Source organism: Marinobacter manganoxydans MnI7-9 (assembly GCF_000235625.1).
GTDB lineage: Bacteria > Pseudomonadota > Gammaproteobacteria > Pseudomonadales > Oleiphilaceae > Marinobacter > Marinobacter manganoxydans.
Window position 1 is genome coordinate 66,411 of record NZ_AGTR01000053.1, and the last position, 25,971, is coordinate 92,381.

A 25,971-nucleotide genomic window follows, 5' to 3' on the forward strand; every position below is an offset into this window, starting at 1 on the left:
CTCCGCCCGATCAAGACGTTTGTTCCGGTACTGGTTCGGGCGGCAGTCTCTTTCCCGCCAGATTCTCCATCAGCCGGCAGGTCACCAGATCGCCCGTCACGTTGATGGCCGTACGGCACATATCCAGGATTCGATCCACACCCATGATCAGTGCGATGCCGCTGGGAGGAATGCCCACGGTTTGCAGCACCATGGCAAGGATCACGATGCCTACCCCGGGCGTGGCCGGTGAGCCGATGGACGCGCCCACAGCCATGGCGACCACGAGCGCCATACTGCCCATGCTGAGATCAATGCCGTAGACCTGTGCCAGAAAGATGGTTGCAACGGCCTGGTAGAGTGCCGTGCCGTTCATGTTGATGGTGGCGCCCAGGGGAATCACGAACTGGGAAACCGACGGCCGGACACCGAGCTTGTCTTCGGCGGTTCTTATGGAAAGCGGCATGACGGCCGCCGAGCTGGATGTGGAAAAGGCCAGCAACAGTACATCCCGGGTGTCTTTCAGGAACCGGACGGGGGATTGGCCGGCGAGCAGCTTCAGGATCAGCATGTAAACACCCAGAAGCACCAGCAAGCCCGCAATGACGGTTGCGACGTAGGATGCCATGCCCAGCATTGCCCGGAATCCCAGCGTGGTTGTGAGTTGGGCCATCAGGCCGAACACGGCAATGGGGGCAAGACGCATTGCCCAGCGTACGACCGTCATGCAGATTTGCTAGAGGGAATCGAGCAGGTCCAGCATGGGCCTGGATTTTTCCGGGGCCATGCTCACCAGGGCAATGCCGACAATGATGGAGAAGATCACCACCTGGAGCATCTGGCCTTCAACCATGGCATCGAGCGGGTTGCCCGGTAGCAGCCCGATCAGGGTCTTGGGCAGCTCATCCACACCCGGCATGGAGGCAACAGGCACACTGTTTTCCCCGGCCTCAACGGGAGTGCCGAGCCCTGCCATCATTCTGCCGGGGTTGATCAGGTCGCCGATCCAGAGACCTATCGATGCTGCCATGGCCGTCGTGATTACGAAAAAGCCGGTTACCCTCAGGCCCAGCTTTCGCAACTGTTCAAGGTCTTCGCTGGCGGCGAGCCCGCGAACCACCGAGGCAATTACCAGGGGGATTACGATCATCTGGATGGTGGCCAGAAACAGTTGCCCCGGGAAAGCCAGCCAGTTACCGATCAACGTCCCGGTTTCCGGTTCCACGAGTCCCACCGACGGTCCCAGGAGCGTGCCTGTAATCAACCCGAGGAACATGCCAATGAGCACCTTCAGCCAGAGCTTTCCCTGCACCAGCCCCGAGAGGTAGCTGCTGAGATGACGCAGTGGCCGTGGGTAAAAATCGCTCGTCTGGTTTGGCATTGCCTTGAATCTTCCCTGTTTCTGTTGGAGCTACCCTGAAAGCATAGCCCATGCTGGCTCTGCGTTTGTGAGGCAGATCAATCCGGCATCAGGTTGATTTCTTCGGCAGTCAGTGAGCGGTATTCGCCGGCCGCCAGGTCATCGTCCAACAGGATATTTCCCATCCGTTCCCGATGCAGGGCCGTTACGCGATTACCGACGGCATGGAACATGCGCTTCACCTGATGGTAACGGCCTTCGTAAATGGTCACTCTGGCTTCACAGGGGCTCAGAAGATCCAGGTCAGCAGGTGAGGTGGTGAGTTGCTCGAACTCAAACCAGATGCCCTCCGCGAATCGATGAGGGGTCTCTGGAGAAATCGGATAGGCGGTGCTGACCCGGTAGACTTTCGGGATCTTGATTCGGGGCTCGGTAAGCTGGCGTGACCAGCGGCCATCATTGGTGAGAATCAGCAGGCCCGTGCTGGCGCGGTCGAGTCGTCCGGCAATGTGCAGATCCTCGCGCAGTTCTGGCGAGATCAGCTCCATCACGGTCCGATGGGTGTCGTCGAGCGTTGCACTCAGAAAACCTGCAGGTTTGTGGAGCATGAGGTAATGGCAGGCTTCCGCCTCTTGAATGATATCGCCGTCCATCCGTACGCATGAAAACCGATCCACCTCGGCAGCAGCATCGCGGCAGGTGACGTCATTTACGGCCACCCGACCGGAAGCAATCAGAAAATTGGCCTGACGGCGACTGATGTCATTCCGGTTGCTGAGAATTCGTGAAAGCTTCATGGTGTGAATCGGCTATGCTGAATGTAAACCCCCGATAATAATACGAGGAAATGCCATGCCATTCTCTGTTGATCACCTTGCCGAACTCAATTTGCTGGGCCAATTTCCTTCCACCTCGACTCAGGAAGGGCTCAAGGTTCATGCCCATTCGGCGGCTCCGGAAACTGTGAAGGCCGCCGAAAACCTGCATGCCAAGGGGCTGATCAGCCAGAAAGATGGCGGCTACCTCACGCCGTTGGGGGCAGAGGCAGTGGATCTGACCCAGAAGCTCCAGTCGATTCTCAGTAGCTCATAAAGCGCGGATGACCTGTCCGGCCTTTGAGACCCGGTGCCCTCCCGCGTTAGGGTGAGGCCATGAGCAACTGGAAGAAGTCGCCCGTCCTCTGGATGGGCGGGAGCATTGCCGCCGTTGGGCTGATAGTCGGTCTGCTTTACGCCTTCGGTGTGCATCAGCAGGTCGTTGAGCTTCTGCGCTGGTTTGATACCCAGGGGGCCTGGGCGGCTCTCCTCTTTGTCGGCATCATGGTGCTGGCCATGGTGCTGCTTCTGCCCGGGGTGTTGTTGACCACCGGAGCGGGTTTCGTGTTCGGCGTGTTGGAAGGCACAGCCTACGTGGTGGTGGGCACTACGTTGGGCTCGGCCATTGCCTTTCTGGTTGCCCGGCATTTTCTGGGTGAGCACGCCCGTGTGTACATTCGCAGCCGCGCGCGATTGTCTGTCGTCAGCAACGAAATGGCGCCTCACGGCTGGAAAATCGTACTCCTGACCCGTCTGATCCCTTTCTTCCCCGGCAAGCTGTCCAATTTTCTGTTCGGTCTCACCAACTTCTCGTTTGGCGGTTTCGTTGTCGGCACCTTTTTCGGTGTGATTCCCTTTTCCCTGCATAACGTGTATCTCGGCTCGCTTGCCGCCGACCTGTCAACTCTGGGTGTGCGGGAAACCGGCCGTTCACCCCTGGAGTGGGCCATTTACGGTGCCGGTTTCGTAGGCACGGTAATGGCCGTGGTGTTTCTCAATCGTCTCGCCCGGCGGGCACTCGCCCGTTACAAGGTCGAGACTGAGCCAACAGAACAGGAGGCAAACGAATGAGCTGGATGAAGTGGCTGCCCTGGCGTTACCTGGTAAAACGCGTGGCCCACCGCCATGGTTTCCTCGATCCGATCGCGCTGCTCGGGAAACTTCACAGTTTTGCCCAGCCTTCGGAAGTCGGCGAGCCCATCGAACTGCTCCGGGCCGGCGTGGTTTTCCATGCGCGGGGGCTGATCAACAGTCGGGTCATCCAGCACAACCTCGATTGGGTCTGGCCTTACTGGGTGGAGCGCCAGTTCGACCCCGAAGACATTGCCTTCATTCCCCGGGCATTCTCGATTACCCACATCAATCTCAGTAACCGTAACTGGACGGCCATCGGCCAGCCGGATGTGGATGAGTTGCCCGTGGTGGATCCCCGGGGGTTGCTGACACCGCTCCATGACGGCTGGTCACTGGATGCGTGGCTGCTGGCGGACGATGGCCGGTGCCTTCTGCCCTCTCGTTGCAAAACGGCCCGGCAACGCCAGGAACTTGAGGGTGGTCCCTGCGTGGTCACAGAGTCCGAACTGGACGGGCTGGCCCTGACCAGTCGTTCCCGGGTGGTAGTCGAAAACGGCCGGGCGGTTTGCGAAATGGTCGTGAAGGCCCGGGCCGAGACTTCCGGCTCTCTGGTCATATCCTTGCGCCCCGCCAATCCTGAAGGAATCAGCTTTATCAACAAGGTCCGGCTGTCCGAGCAGAGAGACGCCTGGACCATAGATGGCAAGCAGGCGGTGTTTTTCAGTCGCCCGGCAGAGCGTCATCATGTGTCGAACTATCGCGAGGGTGATGTTCGGATTCATCTGCAGGACAAGGAAGACCAGTGCGAAGGGCAGTGCGACGTCGGCATGGTCACCGCAGCGGCCCTGTTCCGGGTCGAAGCAGGTGAGGAGTCGGAGCTCAGGCTCAGGGTGCCGCTGCAGGATGAGTCGGCGCCAGTTATTCGCTCTGACGGCTGGGCGGCCGCCCTTCATGGCCATGCCCGCCTGGAGTGCCCCGACGAAAACTGGCAGTTCCTCTATGACGCCGCCCTGAATTCCCTGGTGCTGCACTCTCCGGAAGATGTGTACCCCGGGCCCTATACCTACAAGCGTTTCTGGTTTCGCGATGCCGCGTTCATTATCCATGCCTTGCTCTGTGCAGGTCTTACAGATCGCGCTGAGCGGGCGCTCTACCAGTTCCCGGCGCGGCAACTGAAAAACGGCTATTTCCGCTCCCAGGAAGGGGAATGGGATGCCAATGGAGAAGTGCTCTGGATTCTGAGGCGGTTCCATGAGCTTACGGGTCGACCTCTGCACCCGGAGTGGCAGGAGCCGGTGCGCAAGGGCGCTCGCTGGATCGAGAATAAACGCCTGAGTGAAAATATCGAAGGGCCTCACGCTGGCCTTTTGCCCGCCGGATTCAGCGCCGAACACCTGGGGCCCAATGACTATTACTACTGGGACGACTTCTGGGGCATCGCCGGCCTGAAGGCCGCCGAATCACTGTTTGCCACGATTGACCGGGAAATCGGCGAGCATTTCGGCGCCGGTGCCCGGGAGTTCAGCCAGACGGTGGATCGCAGCCTGGCAACCTGCGAGCAGCGACTCAAACGACCGGGAATGCCGGCCTCGCCCTATCGCCGCCTGGATGCGGGCGCCATAGGCTCACTGGCGATGGGTTATCCGACCCAGCTGTGTGAGCCGGATGATCCCAGGTTGCTGGACTGTGCCGAATTCCTGCTCGAAAAATGCTTTGTGAAAGGGGCGTTCTATCAGGACATGATTCACTCGGGTCTTAACGCCTACCTCACCCTGCACGTGGCTCAGGTCCTCCTGCGTGCGGGCGATGCTCGATTCCTGGATCTGGTGGATGCGGTGGCTGGCCTGGCATCGCCCACCGGGCAATGGCCGGAAGCCATACATCCGGCGACCGAGGGCGGCTGTATGGGCGATGGTCACCATGTCTGGGCGTCGGCCGAGTGGGTGTTGATGGTCCGCAACTGCTTTGTCCGGGAGGAGGGAGATCGTCTCATTCTCGGAGCTGGTATCCCTCCCCGGTGGCTGGAGCAGGACAAACCAATCCGCTTCGGGCCGGCACCGACCAGTTTCGGATCCGTGTCCGTCACCATTACGCCCCGGCCGGGCGCAGCACCCGAAGTCACCTGGGAGGGTAACTGGCACGATTCCGAGCCGGCTATCGAAGTAAGGCTGCCGGAGACCCGCGCCTGACAAACTGTACTGGTCACGAAACCGGATTTCTGTATCTGTTTTGTTTGCCTGCTAACTTATAAAGTAAGCTGACTGACAAATACATCGAATCCGGTTGAGTTTCATGCGCTCACTGTTTTACTCGTTTTTCGTGCCCGCGCTGTTCGTCTGGCTGTGGAGTACTGGTTTTATCGGCGCCAAGTACGGTCTGCCCTTTGCGGAGCCGTTTACGCTGCTGCTGATCCGCATGCTGCTGACACTGGTGGTGCTTGGAGCCCTGGCCTGGGTCATGAAAACCCGCTGGCCGGGCTGGCGCGGTGCCGGACATCTTGCGGTCACCGGCATGCTGGTGCATGGCTGCTACCTGGGTGGCGTTTACTACGCGATTCAGGACGGCATGGCGTCCGGGATTGTTTCCCTGATCGTTGGCTTGCAGCCGCTTGTAACCGCAGCTGCGGCCGTTGCCTTCCTCAAGGAGTCCGTCAGTGGTCGCCAATGGGCCGGGCTCGCCCTCGGCCTCATCGGTGTTGCGCTGGTGCTTCTTGAAAAATTCGGCGTCAGCGGCTCAGACTCAATGTTCTCACCCTGGAGTCTGCTCTGGGCCGTTTTTGCACTTGCCGGCATATCAATGGGCACCGTCTATCAGAAACGCTACGGCGCCAGCGCGGATCTGGTTGCTGGCACGTTAATTCAGTTTTCGGCAGCGGCCGTCCTGTTTGCCATTGGCGCCTTTGCCCTGGAAACCCGGGAGGTCGAGTGGAGCCTGCAACTGCAGCTGTCCATGGCCTGGCTTGTCATCGGCTTATCCACTGGTGCCGTCCTGCTATTGATGTGGCTGATCCGCCAGGGTGCGGCTTCCCAGGTCGCCAGCCTGTTCTACCTGGTGCCACCGGTCACTGCACTGGAGGCGTACCTGCTGTTTGATGAGCGCCTCGGTGGGCTGGCCATGACGGGTGGTCTGATTGCCATCGTGGGTGTCGCGCTGGTGGTTACCCAGAAAAAACCGGCTTAAAACTGTTCCCAGGGGTGGTTAACACATGACGGAAGTGACCAAGGGCGTCTGGTATGGCTTGAGCGCCTATACCATCTGGGGCTGTTTTCCTCTGTTCTTTGCCCTGTTTGAGGGTGTGCCGGCCTTTGAAATCTTGATTCACCGGATCATCTGGTCCTGTGTTTTTCTCGCTGTGGTCATAAGTGGCCTCCGTCGCTGGCCTGCTGTGAGAGCGGCATTGGCGAATCCGAAGCAGCTCTGGCGCGTTCTTGCCTGTGCGCTGCTCATTGCCGCCAACTGGGGCATCTACATTTATTCCGTGGAAACCCGCCATGTTCTCCAGGCCAGCCTGGGCTATTTCCTGACGCCACTGGTGAATGTCGCCCTGGGCATGCTCGTGCTTCGCGAACGCATGGGGCCGTGGCAGATGGCTGCGGTGATGCTCGCAGGCGTTGGTATTCTGATCCAGCTTGCGATGCTTGGTGAACTGCCGTGGATTTCACTCGCCCTTGCCATGAGTTTCGGTACTTATGGCCTCGTTCGAAAACAGGTGGTGCTCGATGGGCTTTCCGGCCTGTTCGTTGAAACCATGCTGCTGTTGCCGGTCGGCCTGCTGACCTTTGGATGGCTGGCGAGCGAGGGAATGTCGCACTTCGCCGACAGTGCCTACATTGGCAGCCTGCTGATGGCCAGCGGCATTGTGACAGCCATTCCGCTGCTACTTTTTGCCGGTGCCGCCCGGCGCCTGCGGTTGGCGACCGTCGGCTTCCTGATGTACATCAATCCCACCCTGCAGTTCTTTATTGCCCTGCTCGTGTTCGGCGAGCCTTTGAGTGATGCCCAACTGACGAGCTTTGTGGTGATCTGGATTGCACTGGGCCTGTACAGCTGGTCTTCCTGGCACTACCGGCCGCGGGTGCCGGTGGGCCAGGATTGAGTTTGCCACCCTCAGGACTACACCGCTCAGGAGAGTGTCGCGAGCAGATCATTGATGGCCCGGGCGAAGGGCACGGGTGAATCTTCCTGAAGAAAATGACCGCCCTTGAGGGTTACGTGGGGCTGGTCTTTTGCACCTGGAATCCGCTTCTGCATATAGGCGTCGCCGCCCCGAGTGATCGGATCGCCATTGCTGAAGGTGGTCAGAAACGGCTTTTCCCAACGTTCGAGCACTTTCCAGGCGTTCCGGTTAGCCTCACTGGCGGGATCGTCCGGGTGCATCGGCACCAGTCTGGGGAAGGCCCGGGCGCCGGCTTTGTACTTTTTGCCAGGGAAGGGCGCGTCGTAGGCCCGCATTTCATCGGGGCCCAGCTTGCGGAAAGAGCCGGTGTTGATGATCCGTGCAATGGGAAACCAGGGACTGTGCAGGGCAAAATTCTTCCAGATCTTGAAGGCCGGCGGGGCTGTCTGATCGCCGGTAGGTAACATGCCGTTGCCCACCACAATGGCCCGGAACCGCTCGGGATTCTCTGCCGCCAGCCGCAGCCCAAGCAATGAGCCCCAATCCTGGCATACCAGAGTGATGTTGGTGAGTCCGAGCTGATCGAGGAACGATTGCATCCAGTCCATGTGCTGCTGGTAGGAATAGTCGTCAAGGGACGTGGGTTTGTCGGACTTGCCGAAACCGATCAGGTCCGGGGCGATAACCCGGTGGCCGGCCGCCGCGCAGATCGGAATCATATGCCGGTAGAGGTAAGACCAGGAAGGTTCGCCATGCATCATCAGAACGGGACTTTCGTTGGCCGGCCCTTCGTCCAAGTAGTGCATACGCAGCCCGTCTACCTCCACGTAGTGGGGCTCAAACGGGTAATCCAGGAGTCGTTCAAAGCGTTTTTCCGGGGTTCTGACAAAATCCATCGAGCTTGCCTTGTTGTTCATTATTGTGAGGGAATGGTCGACAGGATTGTGCTGGAGCAGGGGAGCAGAGACAAGCGCCATGACTTATTGGCTGATATGCAATTCCGGTGCTGGCGATGGTGAGCGAGGCCGGGACTTCTGGCTGGAGCACCTGGCAACTGCCGGTATCCACGATCCTCGATGCTGTGACTTTGAGGAATCCGACTGGAGCACCAGGATCGACGACCGGGACACGCTTATAGTCGCGGGCGGAGACGGTTCGGTAAGCCGGGCCGCCGCCGTTTGCCTGGAGAAGGGGGCCACCCTTGCTGTCCTGCCGTCTGGTACAGCCAACGACTTTGCCCGGAATCTGGGGCTTCCCCACCAGCCGGGAGCGCTGTGTAAGTCGATTGCCAGCGGCCGAACGCAAATTGTGGATGTCGCGGATTATGGTGACGGTATGTTTTTGAACGTTGCCCATGTCGGCATGGGAACCCTCCCTGCACGGGAATCCCGCGATACCGGGAAAAAGCTCTTCGGGCGTTTCAGCTATGTGGTCGAATTATTACGCCGGCTGAATGCGAAGCGAGGCTTCAGGGCAACCATCCGTTGCGATCGGGGCGTCGTGAAGGGCCGGTGGCTTTCCATCGCGGTGGCCAATGGCGCTTTTTTTGGCGGTGGCAACGAGATTCCCGAGGCATCCGTCAGCGATGGCCAGCTGGCTATTGTCGCGGTCCGGCCACGCCCCATTCTTCAGCTTTTGTTCACGTTTCTGATGGTTCGCCTGAACCGGCAGACTCCTCGGCGCACCAGCACGCTGGTCCATATCAGGAGCCAACGCTGCCTGGTACACACCGGCAAACCTAAAACCGTTACGGCCGACGGGGATGTGGTCTCCAGAACGCCTCTCAACGTAGTCTGCAAGAGCGGCTGCCTGCGTGTGATTAGTGACAGGATTGTCAGTACTGCCGACGGTGACGCCGGAGACGTTATCTCTGGTGGCGCCTGAGCTCCACAGAAAGATGGCAGGTTTTCCAGATACGTTTTGTCACTGACTTTTTCCGCAGGAAGCGCAATCATGGGTTTTGCTGGCATAATCAACCAGAAAGGCTGACATTAAATGCCAGTATGTCGCTTTTGCAATCATGTCCCTGGTTTATGGCCACTCAATGCGGCCGCCTGACTTCCGTTCCAGCTGAATCGTCGAAAAGGACTAGAGAATGCCCACAGAAACTGCACCGGTCTCCTCGAAGTTAATCACAGGCATTAAAACCGGCCTCATCGCGTTGACCCTGTCGGCCATTGGCCTCCCGGCCCTTGCGGCCGAGCGCCTGTATATCTTTACGGAAAACTACCCTCCCTATAATGCCTCTGAAACCGGGAAAGGGTTCGCCCACAATGAAGACGACATAACCGGTATCTGTGCGGATATGGTCAAGGCGATGCTGTCCCGGGTCGACTATGACTACGTGATGAAAATGCGGGACTGGAGCTATGCCTACAACTGGGTACAGGATCGCGAAAATCATGGTCTGTTCTGCACCGCGCGCACCGACGAGCGGGAAGATCAGTTTCAATGGGTAGGTCCCCTGGCATCAATCAAGTGGACGTTGTTCGCCGCGCCAGACTCCGATATCTCTCTGGACTCCCTGGAAGAAGCCAAAGACCTGAGAATCGCCGGGTACAAGGGCGATGTGATGTCCGAGTACCTGGTTGACCAGGGATTCAACGTGGTGATGGGGGTTTCAGGTGATGTGAACACTCGTCGCCTTACCCTCGGCCAGGCCGACCTGTGGGTTACCGACGGCCTGGTGGGCCCCCTGATGGCAGAGGAAGAGCACGGTATCACCGGGCTGCAGCCGGTGCTGGTATTCCGGGAGACGCCCATGTATCTGGCATTCAGTAACAATACCGATCCGGCTGTGATCGAGGATCTCCAGCAGGCTCTGGACGAGGCTCGTGAGGCTGGAGAGATCGAAAGAATCGCTGCCAGCTACGAATAAGCAATCAGGGATGGGCGGAATTTTCAGAACCAGAGCCCGATCTGCGGATCGGGCTCTTTGCGTTCGATCAGCAACCCGTTCTTCTCAAGCATGCCAATGAGCTTTTCGGTATCCTCGATGTTCAGGAAGCCGCCAATTGATACTTCAGTATCCCGATGGGTCAGAGAGAGCTTCGCCGGTGTGAACGGGTGCGGCGGTGAGGCAACCCTGAGCCGCGCATAACGGGTGGGAAGGGTCCACTCGGCCTGCTTGCGCTTTCTGCCTTTCTCCAGATGAATGTCCTCATCGTCGATGGACAGCACCTCCTGCCGCTGGCACTCCCGCGAGGTCAGGTAGATGCCGCAAGCGAGCGCAATCAGCTCCAGCCCGGCAAACGGAATAATCACCCAGGCGCCCATAAGCGTAAAGCCCGTTGCGATAAGGGCTGAAAGCACGAACAGGGCGGCCCATATCCGGACATTGCCATGCCAGCTGAGGGAACGGTTGGGTGTCAGGACCAGCCGGAAACCATCCGGATGTGGCAAGCGTTCCACCATGGAATCTGCCTCAGTTTTAACGCGCCGCTAGACTTGATGATAGTCAATTATACGGTGAGTGCGACTTGATCAGATCTGACAGTTGGCTGGAGGAACCGTTTCGAAAACCGAGCGGGCAGTCTCCAGCTGATTTTGCAGGGAGGCAATGCGGGTGTCGTGATTCGGATGGGTGGATAGAAATTCCAGCGGTTGTGCGCCCGAAGCCTGCGCCATGTTCTGCCAGAGCCTGACACTCTGGCCCGGTTCAAAACCGGCCCGGGCCATGATTTCCAGGCCCATCAAATCGGCCTCCTCCTCATGGGCACGACTGAACGGCAGCGTAATACCCAGTTGGGCGCCAATGCCCAGAGCCTGCTGTATCTGGTTCTCCGCAATTTCACTTTCGGTGAACAGGCCCACCAGCAGCATTCCTGCTTGCAGGCCCAGTTCCTGGGTCAGGCGTTCATTGCCGTGGTCGGCAAGAACATGGGCTATTTCGTGACCAATCACCGTGGCCAGCTGGGCCTGATTTTCGGCCAGTTCAAGTAGCCCTGAATGCACGCCGATCTTGCCTCCGGGCAGGGCAAAAGCGTTGGGTGTGGCATTTTCAAAGACGGCAATCTCCCAGGACTGTGGCATTGGAGCGTCCGGATATCGGGTGTGGGCGGCGCTGACCAGAGCTTCCGTAATACACTGTACTAAGCGGTTGATGTCAGGCCTTCTGATTACGGCATTTTGCTGCTTTATCTGCGCGAAGCTTTCCTGGCCCATATCAGCCAGAACAGCTTCGGGAACCAGGGCCAGGCGGTTCCGGCCGGTAGGGGATTCCTGGCAGCCGGTAAGGAAGATGACAGTCACGAGGATAAGCAAAAGCGATTTCAAGCAGGTCTCCGTTACCCGTAAAGTAAAACTCTGATTCTATCGTTAGTATTCGCGGTCGGGGAGACTTACGCCATCCTGTCAGCGTTTGTTGCGGGTCTTTGGTAGGATGGTAAGTCGGTTATGGGGGAAAGACGATTATGAGGGTGATGTTGCTGGGCGCTACCGGCCTGACTGGTGGCAAAGTGCTACAGGGTTTGCTGGGAAGGGAGGAAGTTTCGCAGGTGGTGGCGCTGGTGAGACACAAGCTGCCGACGCTGCATGACAAACTGGCACAGCATGAAGTCGATTTCGATCGCTTGGAGGATCACGCCGAACTGTTCGATGTGGATGTGATTATCTGCTGCCTGGGCACCACCATCAAAAAAGCGGGCTCACAGGATCAGTTCCGGAAGGTGGATCTGGGCTACCCGATGAAAGCCGGTGAGCTGGGTCGCTCCCGTGGAGTACGAGCGTTCATCCTGATGTCTGCGATTGGAGCCTCGTCGTCGTCGACTATTTTCTATAACCGGGTAAAGGGCGAGCTTGAAGACGCCCTGAGAGATCTCGACTATCCCTACCTGTCCATCTATCACCCGAGTCTGTTGTTGGGCGATCGCAAAGAACAGCGCACCGCCGAGGCCCTGGGCATAAAAGCGATGCCACTGGTGAACCGTCTGCTGATCGGTCCCCTGGATAAGTACCGCGGCATCGAGGCGCAAACGGTGGCCAATGCCATGGTCAATGAGGCGTGTAGGCTGGCCTCAGAGCCTGCTGCCGAGCAGGTGGTCCAGACGCGCGAGTACGATGAGATTGTCCAGCTGGCGGGCTGAGCCGGTTATTTCCCGTTCAGAATGCCGACAACCAGACGGCCGGCCAGTCCAATGAGAATGGCCCCGAAGATACGCTCGAACCACACGGCTTTCTGTCTGAGCAGGGTCAGCCATTTCGGGTTGGAGAACAGCCAGGCGACGATCAGGTACCAGCTGGTATCAATGACAAGGGCGGTTGCGGCATAGCCGAACTTGGCCATCAGGCTGGTGTCGGTGCCCACGACCTGGCTGAACAGGGCCAGGAAGAATACCGCGATTTTCGGGTTGAAGAAGGCAATCAGAAAACCGTCACGGGCCGCACTTTTGGTGGTGGGCGGCTCGGGCAGTTCGTCATCCGCCTGCCGCTTTGCCATCAGTCCTTTCACGCCCAGCCAGGCCAGGTACAGGGCGCCGCCCCATTGCAGAATTGAAAACGCCGTTGGCGAGGCGGTGATGATGGCGGCGAGCCCGAGGATGCTCAGAAAGGCATAGATGCCGACACCGATGCCATGGCTAAGAGCGGTCATGATGCCATTGCGCCGACCACCGGTGAGCGTCTGCTTGAGCACCAGTGCCAGCGAGGGTCCCGGGGACATAGCGCCCAGAATGCAGATGGTGACCACGGTCAGCCAGGTTGCAAGCGTCATGGTGGATCAGTCCTTTGCAATTGAAACAGGCTGCCGATTCTAGCAGCCTGTCCGCCGGTAAAAACCTGGAAACTGCAATCAGTTCAATGCTCAATCACCCGCCAGAATCCACCTGGCGGCCTTCTCGGCAATCATCAGGGTTGGCGAATTGGTGTTGCCGCTGGTGATCGTGGGCATTACCCCAGCATCCACCACGCGCAATCCCGCCACACCCCGGACCCTCAGGTGCGGGTCCACTACTGCCTGTTCATCATCGGCTCGCCCCATACGGGTAGTGCCCACCGGGTGAAAGATCGTGGTGCCGATGTCGCCCGCCAGCTTCGCCAGCTCGTCGTCGGTCTGGTACTCAAGGCCGGGTTTGAATTCCTCCGGCTGGTACTGCATGAACGCAGGCTGCTCGGCAATACGACGCGTCACTCGCAACGAGTCTGCCGCAACTTTCCGGTCTTCCGGCGTGCTCAGGTAATTGGGGGATATCGCCGGTGCCTGTTTTGGATCGTTGCTGCGGATGCGCACCGTACCCCGGCTGGTGGGGTTCAGATTGCAGACGCTGGCGGTGATGGCCGGGAAATTGTGAAGCGGCTGCCCGAAGGCGTCCAGGCTAAGGGGCTGCACATGGTATTCGATGTTGGCGTAATCGTATTCCTCGGAACTGCGGGTAAACAGACACAGCTGTGAGGGCGCCATACTCATCGGCCCCGAGCGTGTAAGCAGGTATTCCAGGCCGATCCTGGCCTTGCCGATCAGGGAATTGGCCATGGTGTTCAGCGTTGTGACCCCTTTCACCTTGTACACAGACCGGATCTGCAAGTGATCCTGGAGGTTCTCGCCAACGCCGGGCAGGTCGGCAACTACATCAATTCCGTGTTCCTTGAGGAGGTCGGCGGGACCAATGCCCGAGAGTTGCAGAAGCTGCGGGGAGCCAATGGCGCCAGCGGACAGGATGACTTCCCGTTTTGCCCTGGCGATAACGTCATCTCCGCCAGACCGCTCGACCCGAACGCCGACACAGCGAGGTCCGGAGCCGGCGTTTTCTGTCTCGAGCCCTAATACATGGGTTGAGTGCCACAGGGTCAGGTTGGAACGCTTTTCCGCGTTCCTCAGGAACGCTTTGGACGTATTCCAGCGCCAGCCGGAGCGCTGATTCACCTCAAAGTAATCCACGCCCTCGTTGTCGCCGCGGTTGAAATCCCGGGTCCGGGGTATGCCCGCCTCGACGCAGGCAGTGGCAAAGTCCTCCAGCACTTTCCACTTCAGGCGCTGATGCTCCACACGCCATTCCCCGCCGTGACCGTGGTACTTGCGGTGCTCCGGATCGGCATCGCCGCCCTCATCAAGGCGGTAGTGATCTTCATGGCGCATGAAATCGGGAAGACAGTTGTCCCAGTTCCAGGCGTCCTCGCCGGTAATTTCGGCCCACTGCTGGTAATCACGGGCCTGACCACGAATATAGAGCATCCCGTTGATGCTGGAGCAGCCACCCAGAGTCTTGCCGCGGGGGTAGATGAGGGATCGGCCGTTCAGGCCAGGATCGGGCTCGGTACGGAAACGCCAGTCTGTTCGCGGATTGTCGATGCAGTACAGGTAGCCCACCGGGATATGAATCCAGTGGTAGTTATCCCGTCCGCCAGCCTCGATCAGTAGCACCCGATTCTCCGGGTTTGCGCTCAGCCGGTTGGCCAGCAGGCAGCCGGCAGTGCCGGCGCCGATAATGATGTAATCGAACTCCTGATGTCCCGTCGCATTGTTGTTGTCGGACATGGCGTTTTCTCCGCTGCTGGTTTTCTAGTTACTTGGCGGTCGGCATCACAAATTCCGCACCGGCATCAATGGAATCGGACCAGCGCTGCATGATGGATTTCTGGCGCGTGTAGAACTTCACGCCCTCTTCGCCGTAAGCGTGGGTGTCGCCAAACATCGAGCGCTTCCAGCCGCCAAAGCCGTGCCACGCCATGGGTACGGGAATGGGTACGTTAATCCCGACCATGCCGACCTGGATTCGGCGGCCAAATTCCCGGGCCACGCTGCCGCTCTCGGTGAAGCAGCTGACACCGTTGCCGAATTCGTGGTCGTTGATCAGACGAATCGCCGTTGCGATATCGGGTACCCGGACACAGGCCAGAACCGGTCCGAAGATTTCTTCACGATAGATCGTCATATCGGGCGTGACGTGATCAAACAGTGAACCGCCCATCCAGAAACCATCGGCGCAGCCATCGCCGGTGTTCGAGGCATCGAACTCCCGGCCATCCACGACCAGCTCGGCACCTTCTGCCATACCCTTGTCAATGTAGCCGGTAATGCGCTGGTGTGCGGCGGCGGTAACAATCGGGCCCATCTCGGCATCCAGCTGTTCGCCGTTTTTCACTTTCAGGCTTCGGGCCCGCTCGGCCAGTCTTGGCACGATCTTGTCCGCAACATCCCCGACAAGCACCGCCACACTGATGGCCATGCAGCGCTCGCCGGCACTACCATAAGCGGCACCGATCAGGGCATCGACCGCTTTGTCGAGATCGGCGTCCGGCATCACCACCATGTGGTTCTTGGCGCCGCCCAGCGCCTGAATACGCTTGCCGTGCTTGGCGCCTTTCTCGTAAAGCAGGTTGGCAATCGGGGTGGATCCGACAAAACTCAGGGCCTGGACATCCGGATGCTCGATCAGGGCGTTCACCGCGTCCTTGTCGCCCTGCACCACGTTAAATACGCCATCGGGCAGGCCGGCCTGTTTGAGCAGGTCGGCAATCATCAGGGAAGCGCTCGGGTCGAGCGGGCTGGGCTTCAGGACAAAGGTGTTGCCTGCCGCAATGGCTACCGGAAACATCCACATGGGCACCATCGCCGGGAAGTTGAACGGGGTAACGCCGGCGACCACGCCCAGGGGCTGGCGGGTGGTCCAGTTATCGATACCCGTGCTGACCTGCTCGGTGTAATCGCCTTTCAGAAGCTGGGGAATGCCGCAGGCGAACTCGACGATGTCGATGCCCCGGGCTACTTCGCCCTGGGCGTCCGTGAATACCTTGCCATGCTCCGCGGTGATGGCGCGGGCCAGGTCATCCTTGTGAGTGTTCAACAGTTCCAGAAACTTGAACATGACCCTGGCCCGGCGAATGGGCGGTGTGTCGGCCCAGGCGGGGAATGCAGCATCGGCGGCAGCAACAGCGGCGTCTACGTCCTCACGGCCGGCCAGAGCTACGCGGCCTGTGACCTGTCCGGTGGCCGGATTGAACACGTCCTGGGACTGGCTGGATGTGCCGAGAGATATTTCGCCATTGATATAATGCTGGATGGTTGCGTTGGTCATGGATGCCTCTGTCTTTTCGCGATTGGCCGCTCGAAATGGCAGAAATGCATTCTGCTAAGGGCCCTTAAGGAGCTTTGGGTAATTTCTGACCATACAGGTTAGGTGTGGCAAAGGGGGAAAGCAATTGAGATTTTCAAAAGCCAGATATAAGGTAATCTTATATCGAGAACCTGAAACGAGACGCTTATGTACCCCCTTCAGAGCCTTCGGGCGTTCGTTACTGTCGCCCGTGAGGGCAGTGTAAGCCGCGCCGCCACTCGCCTCCATCTGACTCAGCCCGCCGTCAGCCTCAAGCTCAAGCAACTGCAGGACGAACTGGAACTCAAACTGTTCCTGCGCAAGCCCCAGGGTCTGGTGTTGACCCCCGATGGTCAGGCTCTCTTGCCTTCGGCTGAAAAAGCACTCGCTGCCATGGCGGCGTTTGCGCAGAGCGCCCGGGCATTGCATAACACACTTCGAGGGCGGTTGCGGATTGGTACCATCGTGGATCCGGAATTTATCCGTCTCGGGGCGTTTCTGCACCGCCTGGTGGAACGGGCGCCACAACTGGAAACCGAGCTGCGTCAGGGTATGAGTGGCAGCGTGTTGGAACAGGTCAGGGATGGCCGCCTCGATGTCGGTTTTTTTCTGGCGCCGCCCGGCGTCGGGCCGGGTGCACTGGCGCCGGATGTGGTTCACCGTGAGCTGACCCGGTTTCACTACTATGTGGTTGCGCCGGCGGGTTGGGGGCCGAGGCTTCGGTCGGCCCAGTGGTCCGACTTGGCAGCTATGCCCTGGATTGTGACCCCAGAAGACTCCGTTCATCACCGGCTGCTTAAAGGCGCTCTGGAACCCATGGGGTTAATGCCGCGGGGCGTAGCCCAGGTCGATCAGGAGGCGTGCATGCTGGACCTGGTCAGGGCAGGTGTGGGTTTGAGTCTCGCGCGGGATGCATTGGCGATGGCTGAGCGCCAGGAAACCGGCCTGGAAATTGTTGAGGGGTTGCAGTTGCCTTGCGCGCTCAGTTTCGTATGGCACCAGGACCGACAGGGCGAGCCTCTGATCGCGGAGGCTCTGGAAGCCCTGGCGGGTGTCTGGGCGGTTAGCCCAACGTAGCATCCAGGAACATCATTACGGCAAAACCGCCCATCAGGCAGAAGGTGGACATGATTTTCCATTGCCGGTGATGGGTTTCGGGGATAATTTCATTGCTGATGATGAACAGCATGGCGCCTGCTGCGAAGCCAAGGGTCCAGGGCATTATTGGCTCGGCAAGCCAGACAAGCGTCGCTCCGAAGAGACCACCCAGTGGCTCGGCCAATCCAGTCATCAGGGCAATGCTGAAGGCCTTGATTCGCGAGTAGTTGATGGCCAATAGCGAAAAAGCGACGGCCAGCCCCTCCGGAATGTTCTGGAGTCCGATACCGGTGGCAAGAACATAGCCATTATTGACATCGCCGCCGGCGAAACCGACGCCCACCGCCATGCCTTCGGGGAAGTTGTGGAGGGTTATAGCGACAATAAAGAGCCAAATGCCGCGGATGTAAGAAGCGTCCGATCCTTCCCGGCCCAGTTCGAAGTGCTGATGCGGCAGCTTCTGGTGCACAAAGTAGAGGGCAGCGGCACCGGAGAGCAGGCCGAAAATGACAATCAGCGCGGCGGTCCAGGTTTCGCCAGTAATCTGTTCGCCGTACTCGAGGCCAGGTAGTAACAGAGAAAAAAATGACGCCGCCAACATCACGCCTGCGGCTGAAGCCAGCATACCGTCCTGCAGTTTATGGGTGAGGGTACGGACAAGAAACACACCCAGGGCGCCCACGCCACTGGCAAGGCCCGCCAGCAGGCTGGCAATGGTTCCCAGCCAGACAATACTGATGTCAGAAGTCATTCAGTCTCCCGTTGACTTGTAATGTCAGCATAGCAGCTTGAAGTAGCTACGCCGGAGGCCCCGCTGTGGGTTCCTCCGGCTGCATTTCTCGGGAGAGAAAAGCGATCAGGCGGCGTTCTGCTCGCGCCAGGCCAGCTCGTTGGAAATGGTGGCCTTCGGTTGCAGCATCGCGAAATCGATGTCTGCAATCTCTTTGCCGTCTTTGAGGCGCTGCACGAAGTCCGGGTTTGCGAGCGCCTTCTTGCCCACCGCAAGCAACGCGTCCGGGAACTGGTTGGCCACATCCTGGCAGTTGGTTTCATCAATGTTGCCATTGAGGATAAGACCGATCCCTTCAACGCTGGCGGCCACGCCAGCCAGGCTCTCATCACCCTCTACAAAATGCTTCCGGTTAACGTCACCGTCGGTTGTATGGACGAAATCGGCACCTGCATCGCGGACCGCTTCCACAATCTGACGGAATCCGGCTTCACCCTCCGGCAGCTGGTGGTCTGGATCAGTGACCGTGCCCTGAGACAGGCGGATGCCTACGGTGAAGTCCTCGCCAACGGCCTCGCGAATCGCACGGACCACTTCAACCACCAGGCGCAGCCGGTTTTCCAGTGAACCACCGTACTCATCGTCGCGTTGGTTAAAGTAGGTGCTCAGGAACTGATTCAACAGATAGCCGTTGGCCCCGTGAATCTCAATGCCATCGAAGCCGGCGGCTTTCGCATTGGCGGCGGAATGTGCAAAACCTTCAACCGCCGCCTGAATGTCGGTCCTGGTCATGGCGCTGGGCGTTTGCCACTCAGTCTGGTCGCCATAGAAACCAAGCGGGGCGCCTTTTGGGGTAACTTCGCTGGGCGCCTGTGGCTGGTCGGTGAAACGGTTGGCCTGGAACTGCGCGCCGGCGTGCATCAACTGAACGATGATCTTGCTGCCTGCGGCGTGTACCCGTTCGACAATGGTCTTCCAGCCATCTATCTGCGCTTCGTTGATGATGCCGGGCTGGTTGGCATAGCCCTGGCTTGCCTTGCCATCGGTATAGGTTCCCTCGGTGATCACCAGACCAAAGCCGCCCCTCGCGTAGCGTTCGTAATGGTCTGCCATCAGGGCATTCGGGGTGCCGTCCGGCTCCGCACTGGTGCGTGTCATTGGTGCCAGGGCGAATCGATTAGGTACCTCGATGGTGTTGAATTTGATGGATTGCATCACGTCGCTCATAGATACCCTTTCATGTTGTTGAATTGGACGAGGGATACTATCGGGGCGCAGCGCCTTCTCTAAAAGCGAAGAATATCGACACAGCCTGTCAGTATTTTTGAATGATTATTCTGAGGTGCCGGTTTTGCTGTCGGAATGGCCAAGGGAGCGTTCCGGTGCAACCTGGTCGCGAACCAATTGCTTGAGTTTGGTAATTTCCGGGAAGCCGCCGTCTTGCTTGCGGGACCAGACCCGCTTGCCATTGACCCACACCTCGAAAATACCGCCAGTGCCGGGGTGCAGGCTCAATTCACTGATCTCGCCTTCGAAGGTTGTCAGCAGCTCCTGCGCCATCCAGGCCGAGCGCAGAAGCCAGCGGCAACCGGTGCAATAGTGGATATCGATTTTGTTAGTCATGAAGAATCAGTCCGTGTCGTTGGTGGGATAGACCGAGCGAGACAGGGTGGGTTCACAGCCGACAACTCTACGGGCCTGTTTGTGAGCGTGGAGATACCAGCGTTGGCCGGCTTTTGCGAACGTGTTTTTGCTCACGGCAAAGTCTACGTTTTCCATGGTTGCCGGAATAGGCGAGCCGTCGGCGTGGCGATAAACGCAGCTCACGCCAATGGTCAGCGCTGTCGCTGCCGGTAGTTCAATGAATCCGTCTTCTCTTACAGCCGGCTCATTGCCATTTATCGCAATGACCTTGAGACAGGGACCGTAGTGAACCTTTTCAAGATCATCCAGGTATTCGTTGAGACAATGGTTGGCGCTGACGAAAACCGTGTCTCCGTCAATTTCGTCTTCGGCGGGCGGCAGCGACTGACATCCCTGCAGTAAGAGTATCCCGAAAACCAATAGCAGGGTCTGTTTCATGATATCTCCTCAACTGATGCGCGTATCCTGTTTCAGAGCTTGTCCTGTGCCGGGCCCGAGCCGGCTACCGGAGTATTGTAGCGCGTATCCCCCTCGGCGGTTCCACGGAGCTGATCAATCAGGCGGGCATCGCGGTTGTATAAATCATTGCGGAACTGCAGCCTGCCCTCGTTATCTACCCAGGAGGTCCAGTATTGGATGTGCACAGGCACCGGCTCCGGGAGCACGACAGTCTGGGGTTGTGCCTCGGAAACCACCCGGTCAATCTTTTCCCGGGACCAGTCGGGCGCCGACGCCAGAAGTCGCTCTGCAAGATCAAAAGGTTGCTCAACCCGGATGCAGCCAGAGCTGAATGAACGCTCGGCCCGGGAAAACAGGCCGCGCCCCGGCGTATCGTGCAGGTAAACATCGTACTGGTTCGGAAACATGAACTTGATCTGACCCAGGGCATTCTGAGGGCCGGGTTCCTGCACCAACTGGTACGGGAAGTTGTTCCGATTCAGTGACGGCCAGTTAACCTCCAGCGGGTCCACTCTTTCCCGGTCAGTGCCCCAGCCACGGTAAACGCTGATATTGAGTCGGGAGAGATAGTCCGGATCGCGGAGAATCCGGGGCAATTGATCCTGAATCATCAGCGTTCGCGGTACGGTCCAGGTGGGATTGAACACCAGATACCGGATGCGATCGGAGAACACCGGCGTTTGGCGGAAGGGCTGGCCGACGATCACTCGTTTGCGCAGTACTTCTTCGCCGTTTTCCACCATTTTCAGTTCAAATCCGGCGATATTGACCAGGACATAGGTGTCGCCGAGGGATTCCGGCAGCCACCGCCATCGTTCGAGCGTGGCGTCAATGTGGCGCAGGCGTTCCACCGGTATCAGGTTCAGTGCTGTCAGGGTGTCCTTCCCGATAAGGCCATCGGCTTCAAGCCCATGTCGGGCCTGGAAGCGCATGACCGCAGATTCAAGCTCCGCGTCGTAGTCACGCGGATCTGTGACTGTTGCCGGTGATTCTGCAAGCTCTCCCAATAGAGAGAGTCGTCGGCGGACCTCATTCAGCCGCTCATCCCTGTCGCCGGGCCGAATGGTCGGGCGCAAGGCCAGAGGTAACCAGGGCTGGCCCAGCAGTCTGGTCAGGTCCTGCCTTGCAGCCATCAACTTCCGGTAAGCGGGATCGGCCGGACGCAGCGAATCCAGCGTGCCGGTTATATCCGAGCGCTGCAACGCATCCTTTAAAACGGATTCCATCTGGCGCTGGCGCCTGTTGGCGGTCCATTCGGCGTGAACCGTCTGCGGGTTGACCTTGCCGACCAGCATGTGTGAGCTGAGCATCAGAAAAGCATCAGAGAACAGCAGATCCAGATCGGCCCTCAGGTCTTCAGAGAAATCGCTCATGGGTCTGAGTGCCAGGCCCGAGAGAATATCCGCGTGATAGTCAGCCGGGTTCAGACCGTCATGACTGGCTTGTTCAACCGAATCAATCAACTGCCGGCGAAGCTCAGCCGATTTCCATGCTGGCTGGTATCCGTTGGCCCCGTAAAAGGCTGACAGTGCCTGGTGGGCCATTAACCGGCTTCCGAGCACCTGAACCGGGAAGCCGGCTTCCATGGCCTCAATCCCGGCAACAATGGCTTCATCGGCTGCCAGGCAAACGGGGTGCCAGAGGGTGCCCAGCAGGGCAAACAATGTTGTGGCGAGGGAAAAACGTCTGAATCCATGCATGGGTGTTCTCCACCTCTTCCCTGAGAGGCGTTAATCGCGGTGGTAAAGTGCAATAGTCTGATGCTACCACAGCGGCATTTGTTCCCCACCTGGCCGCCGGAAAAGATCACCTCGCAGCGGTTCTTCTGCATGGAGGTTCAGCCCCAAACGCCGTGCTTTTTTGGTGAAACGCTGGCGAATCAGGTCCGAGTAAGGGCCCGTGCCCGTCATTCTGCGGCCGAAGGTGGCGTCATAACTCTTGCCGCCCCTGAGGTCGCTCATTCGGTTCATCACATGCTCGGCCCTTTGCGGGAAGTGCCGCTGCAGCCAGTCCTGGAACAGCTCGTCCAGTTCATGGGGTAAACGCAGCATGATCCAGCTGGCACGGGTGGCGCCCGCCTCTGCCGCGGCTTCCAGAATTGACTCGATTTCGTGATCGTTGATGAAGGGGATTACCGGCCCGAGGATGATACCGGTCGGAATGCCGGCCTCCGAGAGCTGCCTGATCATCTTGAGGCGGGTGCCCGGTGCGGCTGTCCTCGGCTCCATGCGTCGTTTCAGATCGTTGCTCAGGCTGGTGAGGCTGATCCGCACAGAGCAGAGCCCATCAGAAGCCATTTCGCGGAGCAGATCAAGGTCTCTGAGGATGAGCGCGCCCTTGGTAATGATCGACACCGGGTGGCGATACTCGGCCAGAACTTCCAGCACCTGGCGGGTAATCCTCTGGTCCCGCTCCAGTGGCTGGTAGGCATCCGTATTGACGCCCAGGGCGATGGGCAACACCCGGTAGCCGGGCCTGTCGAGCTCTTCTCTCAGGCGGGCGGCGGCGTTGGGTTTGGCGATCAGCCGGGTTTCGAAATCCAGCCCCGGTGACATGTCCCAATAGGCGTGGGTAGGGCGGGCGAAACAGTAAATGCAGGCATGCTCGCAGCCACGGTATGGATTGATCGATTGGTCGAACGGTACGTCCGGTGACGTATTTCGACTGATTATGGATTTTGCGGTCTCAAGGACGACTTCCGTAGCGAGCGTATCGGGGTTCAGGTCGTCTTCGGGGTCGTGATACCAGTCATGGTCTGCCTCCCGGTCAGTGACAATGGGCTGGAACCGGTTGTGGGGATTCAGGGCCGTGGCGCGAGTTTTCATGGGCATGCTCGATACTGTTTAAATGTACAGTATCGAGCATGCTAACGCCTGGAACCCTGCCGTGCAACCTGTCCAGGGCCCACTGTTACAGACGGAAGCCCTGTGATGCCTGGGTCAGGGTGGTTACCTGGGATGATAGTCGTCCGATATGGGCGTTGAGCTTCTGGCGGATATCCGAGGTTTCCCGGGTGTGCCCGTGGATCTGCTCCACCTTCTGGGCGATTTCCTCGGTGGTCGTTGATATCCCCTCAACAGAGGACACCACCTGATTCATGTCGCCAGCCAGTTGTTGTATCGAGCCGGTGATCTGTTCGATCGAGTGCGCCGCCTCTCTCGAGCTTTCCTCTCCCTCACCTGCGGAAGTCAGGCCCTCTTTCATCAGTCTGGAAATGGCCTGGGTTTCACGGTTGAGGGATTCCACGATCTCGGCAATCCCGTTGGTTGCCGATACGGTCTTCTCTGCGAGGGACCGAACTTCGTCGGCAACAACCGAGAAACCGCGTCCGGCCTCGCCGGCTCTTGCCGCCTCAATCGCAGCATTCAAGGCCAGCAGGTTAGTCTGTTCAGCCAGGCCGTTGATTACGCCAACGATGGAATTGACCTTCTCGCCGGTTTTGCTCAGCTGGCTGACCTGATCGTGGGTTTTCTGGATTCTTTCAGCCAGTTCGGTCATGGTTTTCGCGCTTTGCCTGACCACCTCGGCACCGGAATGGGCGGCACCGTTGGCGCTCTGAACAGCGTCATTGACTGACTGGGTGTACTGGGCAATATCGACCGCCGTGTGGGAGATTTCCTGAACCGCAGTGGCGGTCTGCTCGGTCTCGTCTTCAACTTGCTCGCCGTTTCTGCCCATCTGCTCTACTAGAGCATCCAGTTCAACCTGAAGCGATGACAGCGTGCGGTTACCCTCGACGACTTGCCCGATAACGTCCGAGACATCGTCCAGCATCTTGTTGGCCGCTTCGCCCAGGCGATTAAATTCATCGTTCGGATTCCTGCCTGGCTCAAGGCGCTGACTGAGGTCACCGCCGGCGACCCGGGTGAGCAGGTTTACGGTCTCATTGAGTCGTTTCACCAGTGTTCTTGAGGCGGTCGTCAGGGTCAGGATAAGGATAATCACCACCGCAGCAGCGGTTGCAATGATCAGCCAGGTTGAGGCGGCGCGGGCCTCTTCGGCCTGCTGGCTGGTTGCCACAATAATGTCCTGGCGGAGGAGGGTGTTCTGCTCGGCAATCAGATCGCGAATACGGGTGCCGGTGGCTGACAGTTGGTTCTCAATGGCAGACAGGTTGGCGATGAGCGATTCGGCATCGGAAAAGGCATTGGCGAACGCCTGGACAGCCTGGCCGATGTCAATTTCCTGCCAGTCCATCTCGGTGACGGTGGTCTGCATCCGCGCCAGGGCCTCACGGGTTGACTCGGCGTAGGTCGCATCGAAGGTAGACAGGTAGTCGCGGTAGGTGGAGGCGATGGTGTTGATGTCGTCGTTGAAGATGGAAATGCTGATTTGCCGAAGCCTGTCGTTTATGGCTTCGGACATTGTTGCTCTCAGACCGCTGGACGGAGTGAGGCCTAGCTGTTGATTCAGGGCCAGCCATTCGGTGCGAAGTCGGGTATACTCCGCAACCTGCTCCTGGATTTGTTGTGCAGTGGTCTTTACCGCGTCACCCGGCAGGGTTCCGGCGGATTCACTGAGCGCCGACGACTGGACCGCGAGCGACGCCAGTCTCTCCTGATAGTTCTCAACCTGGTTCGGTTCCAGATTCTCACTCGTTCTCTCGAGTGCCAGCCAGTCGTTCAGCAGGGTCAGGGACGCGGATTCATAGGCTCTTGCTTCGCTTCGGGCCTCATAAGCGTCAGATACCTTGCCGAGCCCGCTCAGGGAGGCCAGAGTGGCAATCGCCAGACCAATCAGCGTTGCAACAATCAACAGCAGGAACTTTTGTTTCCATGACAAGGCCATTCACATCCTCCGGGGAATGTTGTTTTTCTTCGCAACTAACTGAGCTTAGACCAGTTCCGGATAAACGACGGCCCTTTTGACGACAACCGGGAATCCATGTCTGATCTCGCGATTTACCAATATCTGCTGATTGCCCTGATTTTCGTCTGGAGTGGTTTTGTCCGCTCAGGGCTGGGATTCGGTGGCGCCGTTCTGTCCCTGCCATTTCTGTTGCTGGTTCTTGATCAACCGCTCGTCTTTCTGCCGATTATTGCGGTCCACCTTCTGGTGTTTTCATCCCTGACAATCTGGATGAACAATCGCACCGGGGCAGGCAAGCAACGTGAGGCGGGCTCGGGCACTGTCGACTGGCAATACTTGTGGCGGATCCTCGCCATCATGATTGTGCCCAAGCTGATTGGTGTATTCGGGTTGATTACCATGCCCAGTGACATCCTGAGTGCCATCATTTTCGTTATCGTGGCGCTTTATTCTGTTTCCTACATCATCAACCGACCTTTTCGCAGTGGCAGCAAAACGGTCGACGCGATATTCCTCATGGTGGGCGGATACATCAGTGGCACTTCCCTGATCGGTGCGCCCCTGATCATTGCCGTGGCAGCCCAGCACCTGCCCAAAGAAAAACTGCGGGATACCTTGTTCGCGCTCTGGTTCATTCTGGTGCTGATCAAGATGGCCGCTTTCGTCTGGGCCGGCATCGATCTGCAACTTATCCATCACCTCTGGCTGCTGCCATGCGCAGCCATCGGCCACGTCATCGGGCTCTACGCCCATGACCGTATTCTCCAGGCGGAGACTCCGGTGTTCTTCCGTCTGCTGGGAACCGTGCTGCTGCTGGTGAGCAGCGTCGGTATTGTCAGCGTGCTCTGGTAGCAGCC

Annotated in this window: 24 protein-coding genes and 1 pseudogene; 10 read left to right on the forward strand and 15 right to left on the reverse strand. The window is 58.6% G+C overall.

The annotated features are described in order from the left end of the window. Window positions 1-10: 10 nt before the first annotated feature. Window positions 11-1,360 (reverse strand): annotated as a pseudogene (locus tag KYE_RS12350) (dicarboxylate/amino acid:cation symporter). 77 nt (window positions 1,361-1,437) lie between these two features. Then, entirely contained in the window at window positions 1,438-2,136 is a 699-nt protein-coding gene (locus KYE_RS12355; RefSeq protein WP_008173846.1) for a pseudouridine synthase, read from the reverse strand. A 55-nt stretch (window positions 2,137-2,191) separates the two neighbouring features. Here KYE_RS12355 and KYE_RS12360 point away from each other — a divergent pair, with 55 nt between their 5' ends. From KYE_RS12360 to rarD, 5 genes are all read left to right on the forward strand, one after another. Further along, window positions 2,192-2,431, forward strand: a complete 240-nt coding sequence (locus KYE_RS12360) for a TIGR02647 family protein (protein WP_008173849.1) — start codon at window positions 2,192-2,194, stop codon at window positions 2,429-2,431. Between the two features lie 59 nt (window positions 2,432-2,490). Beyond that, window positions 2,491-3,225, forward strand: coding sequence for a TVP38/TMEM64 family protein (locus KYE_RS12365; RefSeq protein ID WP_008173851.1), 735 nt, complete (start codon window positions 2,491-2,493; stop codon window positions 3,223-3,225). Beyond that, entirely contained in the window at window positions 3,222-5,417 is a 2,196-nt protein-coding gene (locus KYE_RS12370; RefSeq protein ID WP_008173854.1) for a hypothetical protein, read from the forward strand. The genes KYE_RS12365 and KYE_RS12370 overlap by 4 nt, the downstream gene beginning before the upstream one ends. Before the next feature lie 103 nt (window positions 5,418-5,520). Next, window positions 5,521-6,408 (forward strand): DMT family transporter, encoded by an 888-nt coding sequence (locus tag KYE_RS12375; RefSeq protein WP_008173855.1) that lies wholly within the window; start codon window positions 5,521-5,523, stop codon window positions 6,406-6,408. A 25-nt stretch (window positions 6,409-6,433) separates the two neighbouring features. Further along, complete coding sequence (rarD, locus tag KYE_RS12380; protein WP_008173857.1) at window positions 6,434-7,324, forward strand: EamA family transporter RarD; 891 nt, start codon at window positions 6,434-6,436, stop codon at window positions 7,322-7,324. A 26-nt stretch (window positions 7,325-7,350) separates the two neighbouring features. Here the strand turns inward: rarD and KYE_RS12385 are convergent, their stop codons facing one another. Next, on the reverse strand, window positions 7,351-8,241 hold the full coding sequence (locus KYE_RS12385) for a haloalkane dehalogenase (protein WP_039882028.1): 891 nt from the start codon (window positions 8,239-8,241) through the stop codon (window positions 7,351-7,353). Window positions 8,242-8,320: 79 nt separating this feature from the next. Between KYE_RS12385 and KYE_RS12390 the strand changes: the two genes are divergently transcribed. Then, window positions 8,321-9,229 (forward strand): diacylglycerol/lipid kinase family protein, encoded by a 909-nt coding sequence (locus tag KYE_RS12390; protein WP_008173860.1) that lies wholly within the window; start codon window positions 8,321-8,323, stop codon window positions 9,227-9,229. A gap of 211 nt (window positions 9,230-9,440) precedes the next feature. Beyond that, window positions 9,441-10,223: a substrate-binding periplasmic protein gene (locus tag KYE_RS12395; protein ID WP_008173862.1), complete on the forward strand. Its 783-nt coding sequence runs from the start codon at window positions 9,441-9,443 to the stop codon at window positions 10,221-10,223. A 23-nt stretch (window positions 10,224-10,246) separates the two neighbouring features. Here KYE_RS12395 and KYE_RS12400 read toward each other — a convergent pair whose 3' ends face one another. Together KYE_RS12400 and KYE_RS12405 are read right to left on the reverse strand one after the other, a co-directional pair. Next, entirely contained in the window at window positions 10,247-10,759 is a 513-nt protein-coding gene (locus KYE_RS12400; RefSeq protein WP_008173864.1) for a DUF2244 domain-containing protein, read from the reverse strand. Window positions 10,760-10,828: 69 nt separating this feature from the next. Beyond that, complete coding sequence (locus KYE_RS12405; RefSeq protein WP_008173865.1) at window positions 10,829-11,620, reverse strand: M48 family metallopeptidase; 792 nt, start codon at window positions 11,618-11,620, stop codon at window positions 10,829-10,831. 137 nt (window positions 11,621-11,757) lie between these two features. Between KYE_RS12405 and KYE_RS12410 the strand changes: the two genes are divergently transcribed. Then, window positions 11,758-12,429: an NAD(P)H-binding protein gene (locus tag KYE_RS12410; RefSeq protein ID WP_008173867.1), complete on the forward strand. Its 672-nt coding sequence runs from the start codon at window positions 11,758-11,760 to the stop codon at window positions 12,427-12,429. Between the two features lie 5 nt (window positions 12,430-12,434). Here the strand turns inward: KYE_RS12410 and KYE_RS12415 are convergent, their stop codons facing one another. The 3 genes from KYE_RS12415 to KYE_RS12425 form a co-directional block, all read right to left on the reverse strand. Next, window positions 12,435-13,055 carry a LysE family translocator gene (locus tag KYE_RS12415; RefSeq protein ID WP_008173869.1) on the reverse strand — a complete coding sequence of 207 codons (621 nt, stop codon included), beginning with the start codon at window positions 13,053-13,055 and terminating at the stop codon, window positions 12,435-12,437. Window positions 13,056-13,145: 90 nt separating this feature from the next. After that, window positions 13,146-14,816 (reverse strand): GMC family oxidoreductase, encoded by a 1,671-nt coding sequence (locus KYE_RS12420; RefSeq protein WP_008173871.1) that lies wholly within the window; start codon window positions 14,814-14,816, stop codon window positions 13,146-13,148. Between the two features lie 28 nt (window positions 14,817-14,844). Next, window positions 14,845-16,356, reverse strand: a complete 1,512-nt coding sequence (locus KYE_RS12425; protein ID WP_008173873.1) for a CoA-acylating methylmalonate-semialdehyde dehydrogenase — start codon at window positions 16,354-16,356, stop codon at window positions 14,845-14,847. Between the two features lie 186 nt (window positions 16,357-16,542). Between KYE_RS12425 and KYE_RS12430 the strand changes: the two genes are divergently transcribed. After that, window positions 16,543-17,451, forward strand: coding sequence for a LysR family transcriptional regulator (locus tag KYE_RS12430; RefSeq protein WP_008173875.1), 909 nt, complete (start codon window positions 16,543-16,545; stop codon window positions 17,449-17,451). Here KYE_RS12430 and KYE_RS12435 read toward each other — a convergent pair. The 7 genes from KYE_RS12435 to KYE_RS12465 all read right to left on the reverse strand — a co-directional run bounded on the left by KYE_RS12435 (window position 17,438) and on the right by KYE_RS12465 (window position 25,093). Further along, window positions 17,438-18,223 carry a ZIP family metal transporter gene (locus KYE_RS12435; protein ID WP_008173877.1) on the reverse strand — a complete coding sequence of 262 codons (786 nt, stop codon included), beginning with the start codon at window positions 18,221-18,223 and terminating at the stop codon, window positions 17,438-17,440. The genes KYE_RS12430 and KYE_RS12435 overlap by 14 nt on opposite strands. A 105-nt stretch (window positions 18,224-18,328) precedes the next feature. Continuing rightward, window positions 18,329-19,429, reverse strand: coding sequence for an NADH:flavin oxidoreductase (locus tag KYE_RS12440; RefSeq protein ID WP_008173879.1), 1,101 nt, complete (start codon window positions 19,427-19,429; stop codon window positions 18,329-18,331). 105 nt (window positions 19,430-19,534) lie between these two features. Continuing rightward, window positions 19,535-19,825 carry a SelT/SelW/SelH family protein gene (locus KYE_RS12445; RefSeq protein ID WP_008173882.1) on the reverse strand — a complete coding sequence of 97 codons (291 nt, stop codon included), beginning with the start codon at window positions 19,823-19,825 and terminating at the stop codon, window positions 19,535-19,537. Window positions 19,826-19,831: 6 nt separating this feature from the next. Further along, window positions 19,832-20,284, reverse strand: coding sequence for a hypothetical protein (locus KYE_RS12450; RefSeq protein ID WP_008173883.1), 453 nt, complete (start codon window positions 20,282-20,284; stop codon window positions 19,832-19,834). 32 nt (window positions 20,285-20,316) lie between these two features. Further along, window positions 20,317-22,005, reverse strand: a complete 1,689-nt coding sequence (locus tag KYE_RS12455; protein WP_008173884.1) for a L,D-transpeptidase family protein — start codon at window positions 22,003-22,005, stop codon at window positions 20,317-20,319. A 63-nt stretch (window positions 22,006-22,068) separates the two neighbouring features. Beyond that, window positions 22,069-23,130: a PA0069 family radical SAM protein gene (locus tag KYE_RS12460; RefSeq protein ID WP_008173887.1), complete on the reverse strand. Its 1,062-nt coding sequence runs from the start codon at window positions 23,128-23,130 to the stop codon at window positions 22,069-22,071. An 85-nt stretch (window positions 23,131-23,215) separates the two neighbouring features. Beyond that, on the reverse strand, window positions 23,216-25,093 hold the full coding sequence (locus KYE_RS12465; protein WP_008173889.1) for a methyl-accepting chemotaxis protein: 1,878 nt from the start codon (window positions 25,091-25,093) through the stop codon (window positions 23,216-23,218). A 96-nt stretch (window positions 25,094-25,189) separates the two neighbouring features. On the opposite strand from KYE_RS12465, the gene KYE_RS12470 reads away from it, so the two are divergent. Beyond that, a complete protein-coding gene (locus KYE_RS12470; RefSeq protein WP_008173891.1) occupies window positions 25,190-25,966 on the forward strand; it encodes a TSUP family transporter in 777 nt (258 codons plus the stop codon). Window positions 25,967-25,971: the final 5 nt, after the last annotated feature.